At 61.4% G+C, this 8660-nt stretch carries 10 protein-coding genes and 1 pseudogene; 7 read left to right on the forward strand and 4 right to left on the reverse strand.

Annotated features, from left to right (window positions below):
- Positions 1-76 precede the first annotated feature (76 nt).
- On the forward strand, positions 77-397 hold the full coding sequence (locus VNX23_RS29060) for a 2Fe-2S iron-sulfur cluster-binding protein (protein ID WP_325635021.1): 321 nt from the start codon (positions 77-79) through the stop codon (positions 395-397).
- Positions 398-483: 86 nt separating this feature from the next.
- Here the strand turns inward: VNX23_RS29060 and VNX23_RS29065 are convergent, their stop codons facing one another.
- On the reverse strand, positions 484-948 hold the full coding sequence (locus VNX23_RS29065; RefSeq protein WP_325635022.1) for a thioesterase family protein: 465 nt from the start codon (positions 946-948) through the stop codon (positions 484-486).
- A gap of 168 nt (positions 949-1116) precedes the next feature.
- Between VNX23_RS29065 and VNX23_RS29070 the strand changes: the two genes are divergently transcribed.
- Together VNX23_RS29070 and VNX23_RS29075 are read left to right on the forward strand one after the other, a co-directional pair.
- Positions 1117-2145, forward strand: coding sequence for an NAD(P)/FAD-dependent oxidoreductase (locus tag VNX23_RS29070; protein WP_325635023.1), 1029 nt, complete (start codon positions 1117-1119; stop codon positions 2143-2145).
- Between the two features lie 183 nt (positions 2146-2328).
- Positions 2329-2907 (forward strand): DUF2147 domain-containing protein, encoded by a 579-nt coding sequence (locus tag VNX23_RS29075; protein WP_414643106.1) that lies wholly within the window; start codon positions 2329-2331, stop codon positions 2905-2907.
- A 15-nt stretch (positions 2908-2922) separates the two neighbouring features.
- Here VNX23_RS29075 and VNX23_RS29080 read toward each other — a convergent pair whose 3' ends face one another.
- A complete protein-coding gene (locus VNX23_RS29080) occupies positions 2923-4020 on the reverse strand; it encodes a YbhN family protein (RefSeq protein ID WP_325635024.1) in 1098 nt (365 codons plus the stop codon).
- 391 nt (positions 4021-4411) lie between these two features.
- Here VNX23_RS29080 and VNX23_RS29085 point away from each other — a divergent pair, with 391 nt between their 5' ends.
- Together VNX23_RS29085 and VNX23_RS29090 are read left to right on the forward strand one after the other, a co-directional pair.
- On the forward strand, positions 4412-4918 hold the full coding sequence (locus VNX23_RS29085) for a ferritin-like domain-containing protein (protein WP_325635025.1): 507 nt from the start codon (positions 4412-4414) through the stop codon (positions 4916-4918).
- Between the two features lie 397 nt (positions 4919-5315).
- Positions 5316-6705, forward strand: a pseudogene (locus tag VNX23_RS29090) (MFS transporter).
- A gap of 2 nt (positions 6706-6707) precedes the next feature.
- Here the strand turns inward: VNX23_RS29090 and VNX23_RS29095 are convergent.
- On the reverse strand, positions 6708-7142 hold the full coding sequence (locus VNX23_RS29095; RefSeq protein WP_325635026.1) for a hypothetical protein: 435 nt from the start codon (positions 7140-7142) through the stop codon (positions 6708-6710).
- Between the two features lie 80 nt (positions 7143-7222).
- Between VNX23_RS29095 and VNX23_RS29100 the strand changes: the two genes are divergently transcribed.
- Positions 7223-7654, forward strand: a complete 432-nt coding sequence (locus VNX23_RS29100; RefSeq protein WP_325635030.1) for a DUF1772 domain-containing protein — start codon at positions 7223-7225, stop codon at positions 7652-7654.
- 36 nt (positions 7655-7690) lie between these two features.
- On the forward strand, positions 7691-8281 hold the full coding sequence (locus tag VNX23_RS29105) for a hypothetical protein (RefSeq protein ID WP_325635027.1): 591 nt from the start codon (positions 7691-7693) through the stop codon (positions 8279-8281).
- Positions 8282-8323: 42 nt separating this feature from the next.
- Here the strand turns inward: VNX23_RS29105 and VNX23_RS29110 are convergent.
- Positions 8324-8660: universal stress protein (locus VNX23_RS29110; RefSeq protein WP_325635028.1), on the reverse strand; the 337-nt coding region annotated here is incomplete at its 5' end.

Below are 8660 nucleotides of genomic sequence, written 5' to 3' on the forward strand. Positions count from 1 at the left end.
TAGCGCGGAGCGGATTGACCCGTTATAGGACTGCCCGGACCCTATTCCGAGCTCCTAATTTCCAGCACGAGCGAACATGGCCAAGATCCACTATGTCGACCATACCGGCGAAACCCGCACCGTCGAAGTCGAGAACGGTGCTACCGTCATGGAAGGGGCGATCCGCAATGCGATCCCGGGCATCGAAGCCGAGTGTGGCGGTGCCTGCGCCTGCGCAACCTGCCATGTCTATGTCGATGAGGCCTGGCGCGAGAAAGTTGGTCCCCCTTCGCCGATGGAAGAGGACATGCTGGACTTCGGTTTCGACGTGCGGCCGAATTCGCGGCTGTCGTGTCAGATCAAGGTGAGCGATGAGCTGGATGGTCTTTCGGTATCGACGCCGGAGCGTCAGGCCTAGCGGCGCGCGCATTCGTTGAGAAGGCGATGACGAACATCGGAAGCGGCAGCTGAACATCATTTTCCTTTCGCCACCGCCGGGTGTACTCAAGTCGCGATCGGAAGTTCCGTTCCGCGGCGAAGCCAAGGGCGGAAACTGGCGATGATTTCCGGCGTGAGCGGCGTCGGCTTGCGCGAGATTTCGTCCAAGAGCACGGTCACGGTCCGAGCAGATGCCACGCACCGGCCTTCCGAGAACACCACCTGATCGAAAGTGACGGAGGTTCGGCCGAATTTCGAGACGCCAAGACCCATCTCGATCGCGCCCGGCCAGCGCAGTTCGGCACGGAAGTGGATATCGAGCCGCACCAGGATCCAGGCGAATCCCTCGAACGTCAGACCATAACTGCGATCCTTCATCAGCGTGACGCGGCCGGTCTCGAAATAGGTGGCATAAACCGCGTTATTGACGTGCTGATTGGGATCGAGATCGGCAAAGCGCACATTGTCGGTCAGCCGATAGGGAAAATCCTCCAGGCGTGGCGTTGCGTCGAGGCGGGCAGAGGCATTCACGGGGAGTTCTCCGAGACTTGCGCCCTTACAGCGCAGTTGTCGAACGCCCGCAAGGGGTGGTCATCGCGCTACCGCAATAATATGGGCTTCCCTCCATGTTCCGTGTTGGTTAGACAGGCGCGAGTTAAAAGGGCTTACCAGCCTCATCCCAACCGAAAAGAAAACGACATGAGCGAAGCGATCAAAACCGACGTGTTGATCATCGGCGCGGGCCCGTGCGGGCTGTTCGCCGTCTTCGAATTGGGCCTGCTCGACATGAAGGCGCACCTGGTCGACATCCTCGACAAGATCGGCGGCCAGTGCGCCGAGCTCTATCCGGAAAAGCCGATCTACGACATTCCGGGAATTCCATACGTCACCGGCCAGGGCCTCACCGACGCATTGATGCAGCAGATCAAGCCGTTCAACGCGACTTTCCATCTCAACGAAATGGTGGAGAAGATCGAGAAGATCGGCGACCCCGCCTTTCGCATCACCACCGATGCAGGCAAGGTTTTCGAGTGCAAGGTCGTCGTGATTTCGGCCGGCGGTGGTTCGTTCCAGCCCAAGCGTCCGCCGGTGCCGGGCATCGAGGCCTATGAAGGCACCTCGGTGTTTTACGCCGTGCGCAAGATGGAACAGTTCCGCGACAAGGATCTCCTGATCGTCGGCGGCGGCGATTCCGCGCTGGACTGGACGCTCAACCTGCACCCCATCGCCAAGCGCGTCACGCTCTTGCACCGTCGCGACGACTTCCGCGCCGCGCCCCACAGTGTCGAGCAGATGCGCGCGCTGGTGGCCGCCGGCAAGCTGGACCTGAAGATCGGACAGGTCACCGCGCTCGAAGGCGCGGCCGGCAAGCTCACGGGCGCGCAGGTGAAGGGCAACGACAACGCGGTCTCGAAGGTTTCCTGCGATACGATGCTGCCGTTCTTCGGCCTGACCATGAAACTGGGGCCGGTAGCGAACTGGGGTATATCGCTTGAGAACAATCTGGTGCCGGTCGAGACCTCGGCCTTCGAAACCAGCGTGCCCGGGATCTTCGCGATCGGCGACATCAACACCTATCCGGGCAAGCTCAAGCTCATCCTGTGTGGTTTCCACGAAGGCGCGTTGATGGCGCAGAAGGCGCACCGTTACGTCTATCCGGACAAGCGTCTCGTCTTCCAGTACACGACGTCCTCTTCCAGCCTGCAGAAAAAGCTTGGCGTCAACTAGATTGGCCGGATGTGAAGCGGCAGAAGGCGGGCCTCGATGGCCCTCCTGTCGCCACATATCCTGATGATGACACCGGATCAGGTCTTGAAAAAGGCGCGCCGGATGGGACGCCGCGGGCACTGGAAGGCTCGCCGAAATGGCCGTAGTCTGCACATGGTTCGAGGGGCTGATCAGGTGATGGCAATGTGGAATCTCGTATCCAGTTTGCGGCCGGTGCTTCCGCTTCTCGTCGCGATGTTGTTCGCCACCGCAGTTCCGGCGCAGGCGGCCGAGCCCACCGCGGCCGGACTTTGGCAGAAGATGGAGGACGGCAAGCCCGTGGTTTGGGTTCTCTTCGTCGACCACCGCGACGGCTTCTTCGAGGGCGTGATCGCCAGGACTTTTCCAAGGCCCGGCGAAGTCGAACATGATGTCTGCTCAAAATGCACCGACGATCGCAAGAACGCGCCGGTGCTCGGAATCTCCTTCATCCGGAATATGAAGCGCAACGGTCTCGAGTATGAAGGCGGCAATATCCTCGATCCGCGCGACGGCGAAATCTGGCGAGCGAAGATGACCGTCAGCCCTGACGGCAAGGATCTCACGCTGCGTGGTTATGTGCTGACACCGTTATTGGGCAAGGACGAAGTCTGGCATCGCCTGCCGGACAGCGAACTCGCTTCCCTCGATCCGGCCATCATAGCCAAATACCTGCCGGGGCAAGCTCCGGCAGCGAAGCCGCCGGCCGGCGCCAGGAAGTCCGCCGCGCCCGCAAAACAATGAGCTGATCGAGGCGGGCTATCGGCGGGAGCGCATGCGCGAGCGGCGCTCGAACCGCAGTGTTTTGACTTGCGCAACTTCCGCCTCTTCGACTGAGGCGGTGGCGATCGAAGCCTCGTTCAGTTTGCGGCGCTTCTGCCAGGGTACCACCACGTTGAGCCAGATTTCGCGGCTGCCCATGATCGAGATCGCAATGCCGAAGGGGATCATGAAGTAAAGGATGCGAAACACCACCAGCGTTGCCAGCAACTGCTCCCTGCCGAATTGAGGAAGAGCGACCAGCATCGCGGCATCGAAGACGCCGATCGAGCCTGGCGCGTGACTGGCAAAGCCGAGCAGAGTCGCCAGGATGAACACCACAGCCAGCGACATGAAACCGATGCCGGGATCACCCGGCATCAGCAAGTACATGGCCATCGCGCAGAACCCCAGATCGAGCACGCCGATCAAAATCTGCACCAGCGTCAGCCGCGCCGAAGGCAGTTTTACCTTCCAGCCGTTTTGCCCGAGTTCGCGCCGCTCTTCGCCAAGGCTGAGCCAGACAAAGTAGGCGAGGATGGCGCTGAGCACCCCGAACGCCACCAGCCGGTTGATCGCGGCCGGAAGTTGGTCCATGGCCGATGCCGCGCCGGGATGCCAGGCCATGCCGATGCCGAGCACGAAGGTGTTGCCAAGCCAGAATGTCAGGCCGGAGAGAAAGCAGATCTTGGCGACATCGACGGCGCTCAGACCGTATTCGGAATAGATCCGGAAACGGATCGCACCGCCGGTGAAGACGGTGGCGCCGATATTGTGCCCGATCGTATAGCTCGTGAAGCTGGACAATGCGGCGATACGGTAAGGTACGTGTTTCCTGCCGATGGTCCGGAGCGCGAAGAAATCGTAGAAGGTCAGCGTGCAGAATGCGCCGACCACGCACAGCGCGGCGAGTGCGATGTGATACGGCGCTATCTCGGTCAGCGCCACCAGCATGACGCCGGTATCAACTCCCTTGAGGGTACGGACCAGCGTCGTGATTGCAAAGGCGATGATGATGAGGCTTGCGGCAATTCCGATCTGTTTCCAGCCGATCCGATGCTTCAAGCCACGCCCCAGCGTGGCCAACAGGCGATACATTCTTCCTCCCGGCAGGGCGGCAACAGAGTTGCGAGCCACTTGCAGCGATCGTCGCAACCAGCGCCGATCGGCTTGATACGAAAACCCATAAGGCAAAAAGGTTCCGTTGTGCAATCCTTGACAAGGCAAGCGTCGTTCCCGCAAGACAGGCCACCACCGTCATAGTTCGTACATATTTCGAGATTGCGAGGTTCAGGCCCCGGAACGCGGTTTGCGTGCAGGAGCATCGCCCGTTCCTTCCGCGTTGGAAAAGTTCCTCCTCGCTAACGGGGTCTGCGCAACTCGGAACAACGGTCGAGTCCGCCGGTTAGCGAGAGTATCCGCAATCGAACATATCGGCGCGCTCGTCGGAGAAGCGCGGCTGTGTTCCCGAGACATAAGGAATCGCGCCATGGGACTCTTCACCCGGGACATCAGGAATCTGAACGACCTTTTCGTGCATCAGCTGCAGGACATCTACTATGCCGAGAAGCAGCTCGAAAAAGCGCTGCAAAAAATGTCGGGCAAGGCGATAGATAAGCAGCTCAAGCAGGGCTTTCTCACTCATCTCGACGAGACCAAAACTCACGTCAAGCGCCTCGAAGAGGTATTTCGGATGCATGGTGCGGAGATGAAGGCGGTCGACTGCCCGGCTATCGATGGCATCATCGAGGAGGCTGACGATGTCGTAGGAGAGGTCGCCGACGACGCCGTGCTGGATGCGGCATTGATCAACGCCGCGCAGGCCGCCGAGCACTACGAGATCGCACGCTACGGCAGTCTGATCGCCTGGGCCAAGCAACTTGGACGCAACGATTGCGCCAGCATTCTGCAAAAGACGCTCGATGAGGAAAAGGCAACCGACAAGAAGCTGACCTCGCTTGCGGAGAGCAAGGTCAACCTGCGCGCAGCGAGCTGAGGCTGGTTGAGACAAAACGTCGCGCTCGACCGGCGCGGCGTTTTGTTGCCTCCGATTTTTTTTCGCGTCGGAAGGATCGCCTGGCGAGAGGTTAAATAATACTGAACCTGGCGAACTTGTCTGCGAAATCCCGCCAAATCGGTTCTTTCATCGGCCCGTACAAAGCCCCCCATCAGGGCCTGGGGTATGACACAACAATTTGACAACGCCGACACGGCAGTCCTTGCGCCGCGCGCGCAATTGTGCGGGTGAAGCGGCCGAATTGAGCCGAGCGCGGCTCCGTCCGACATACTTCGACATTGGACGAAGTTTACCCTAGAAACGATTGGATAGAATGTCGCGTTGGTCCCCCGAGCGGAGGTGATCGATGCGCGCTGCTTCTCTGAAGTTCCAATCCATGCTCGCGCCGAAACTCAGACCCGGCGGCGGACACCGCGCCAAAAGTCTCCGGAACTCCTGGACACTGATGGCCATGAGCCTCGGCTACGGTGTGGTTCAGCTTGACGTCACCATCGTTAACACGGCGCTTGCCAGCATCGGCGCGTCGCTGGAGCGGCGGTGTTTCCGAACTGCAGTGGGTTGTCAGCGCCTATACCATCGCTTTCGCAGCGTTCATCCTGACGGCGGGGGCACTCGGCGACCGGATCGGCGCCAGGCGCATGTTCACCGCGGGGTTCGCAATTTTCACCGCTGCTTCGCTCGCGTGCGCGCTTGCGCCCAATGCCGCCGTGCTGATTGCCGCAAGGGGCGTTCAAGGACTAGGCGCGGCCATTCTCGTTCCCAATTCGCTGGCGTTGCTCAACCACGCTTACGCGGACGAAAAACAGCGCGGGCGGGCCGTTGGCATCTGGGCCGCCGGAGCCAGCCTTGCGCTCACCGCAGGCCCGCTCGTCGGCGGAGCATTGATCGCGCTGGTCGGCTGGAGATCGATCTTTCTCGTCAATCTGCCGATCGGACTCGCGGGGCTGTGCTTGAGCTGGCTTTACGTGAACGAGACGACTCAACGTCGGCAGCGCGAGATCGACCTGCCGGGCCAGATGGCGGCGATCACAGCGCTTGGTTGCTTGGCCGCCGCCATCATTGAAGGAGGCGCGCTCGGCTGGAGCCATGCTTTCGTGATTGCGGGTTTTGTGGCCTCAACGATCTTGACGATGCTTTTGGTCGTGCGGGAGCTGCGCGCCCCGCAGCCGATGCTGCCGCTCTCATTGTTCACGCACCGTCTGTTCGCGCTGACATCGCTGATAGGTCTTCTGGTCAATATCGCCTTCTACGGGCTGATCTTCGTCTTCAGCCTGTATTTCCAGCGCGTCAATGGATTGTCTCCATTTAAGACCGGTCTTGCCTTCGTTCCGATGATGGGCGCGGTGCTGCCGGCAAACCTCGCTGCTTCGCGCCTTGCGGAGCGCATCGGCGCGCCGGCAACCATCGCCATCGGAGCTGCACTATCGGCGTTCGGCTGTCTGATGCTGCTCGGAATTGAGCCCGGCACGGTCTACTGGAAAACCTTGCCACAGCTGGTGATCATGGGTGTCGGGTTGGGCTTGCTGGTGCCCCCGCTCACGTCGGCGCTGTTGGGAAGCGTCGAGAAGACACGCTCCGGCATTGCGGCCGGCGTGCTCAACGCGACCCGACAAACCGGCAGCGTGCTGGGGGTCGCGCTTTTCGGCTCGCTGGTCGGACAGGCAGAGGCCTTCGTCACCGGCGCGCATGAGGCGCTGATCATTTCCACAGGCCTTTTGCTCGTGGCGGCGATGGTGATCTGGTTCGGGGCCGGGAGGAGCGGCTGAATTCACGCCCGTCGCAGCGCAAAATGGGCGCCGCAGAACGCCATCACGGCGCCGAGGCCAAGCGCTGCGAGCCCGGCGAGCATGCCTGCAACGGTCGGAAGCGGGCTCGGCGCCGATGCGGCCTGACCGGCGCCTGCCAGCACAAGCACGCCGACCGCGATCAGAAACTGCCGCATCCGCGGCGGAATTTGCCCCGACACCGCGCTGTCCATCAGGGTTGCGGTGAAATAGCCGCCGCAAAAACCCACCGTTGCGATCAGCCACCACGCCAGTGCCGCTCCCGCCGGCATGAATTCGCGGGCATCCGATCGCCACAGGCCGCCGAGATCCAGACCAAATCTCGCGCCGAGCATGTGCACGGCGAGTGCCAGGAGTACGCCTGAAATGGCGGCTCCGGCGAGAATCAGCCGGCGCGGAAAATAGGTCGTTTCAGCCATGCGGTGTTTGTAAGATAAAGCCTGCCATGTGTGCAAGCGAACGTGGCCCAGCCGTTCGTTCGGGGGAGGAATCGATCATGATCTTCGGGCTTCTCGCGCTGATCGTGGCGGCGATATTTGCTGGCGTTGCGCTTTATGTGAATATCGTGGAGCAACCGGCCCGGTTGTCGCTGGAGGATCGCGCGCTGCTTGCGGAATGGAAGCCCTCCTACAAGCGTGGAGCCGCGATGCAGGCGCCTCTCGCGCTGGTCGGCTTTCTCTTTGGAATGCTGGCGTGGTGGCAGACCTCGCATGCCGGCTTTTTGATCGGCTCAATCGCGATCATCGCGCCGTGGCCATGGACGCTGATTGCCATCAAACCCACCAACGATACGCTGATGGCCACCCATCCTGACCAAGCCGGTCCGCAAACACGTTCGCTCATCGTGAAGTGGGGCGCGCTCCACGGTTTGCGAACGGTTTTGGGGGCGCTCGCCACGGTCGCCTTTCTGTGGGCATGCGTGCCGGGCTAGAACCTATCATTTGAAGCTTCAGCGAGGTTTGGTCCCATGCCGCCCGATTTGTCGAACGAGGCTCAAGCCGGCACCCGTTATGCCTACAAGCCGTCGCTGTTCGGCGCGGCGTATCAGTTCGAACTGACGGAGCAGGGCTTGTCGTGGCGCATTGCGGGCCGCTCCGACCTCTGGCGTTACGCCGATATCGCGAGCATCCGCCTGTCCTATCGTCCGGTCTCGATGCAGTCGCACAGGTTTCGCGCCGATATCGGCAACATCGACGGCGCGCGGCTTTCCATGCTTTCGACCAGTTGGCAAACCGCGGCGCTGATGACGTCGCAGGATCGCGATTACCGCACCTTTATCGCAGGCCTGCATGCGCGAATGGCGAAAGCGAAAAGCCCGGCGCGGCTTACCGGTGGGCTCGATCCCTGGGTCTACGCAGCCGCGATTCTCTGTGTGACGCTGGTGGTATTGGCCATGGCCGGGCTTCTGCTGCGTGCGGTGACGACGGGCGAATGGGCCGGCGCGCTGTTCCTGATCGGCTTTGCGGCCTTGTTTGCCTGGCAGGTGGGCGGCTTCATCACGCGCAACCGGCCGCTCGTTTATACCTTCGACGATTTACCCAGGGCATTGTTGCCGTGAGGCGTACGTCGGGCTCGGCAATGCGCACCCTTGTCTCCGCCATCAGCGCACCACCAGGACGGAGCATTTGGCATAGCGCACGACGTGGCCGGCGTTCGAGCCGAGGAAATAGGTCCGCATCGCAGGCCGGTGCGAGGTCATGACGATCAGGTCCGCCTTGATGGCGGCGGCCTCCTCGAGGATCTCGTGATAGATGCCGCCTTGCCGCACCGAGGTGGAAATACGCTCCGGATCGATCCCCGATTCGCGCGCGACGATGGCGAGCGCCTCTTCGGAGGTCTGGCGCTGCTGGGTATCGAAATCCGCCGGCACATATTCGGCGAGCATCACCGGCGTCATGGGCAGCACATTGAGAAGGCGCACCGTGCCGTTCCAGGTC

The organism is Bradyrhizobium sp., assembly GCF_035570375.1.
Taxonomy (GTDB): Bacteria; Pseudomonadota; Alphaproteobacteria; order Rhizobiales; family Xanthobacteraceae; genus Bradyrhizobium.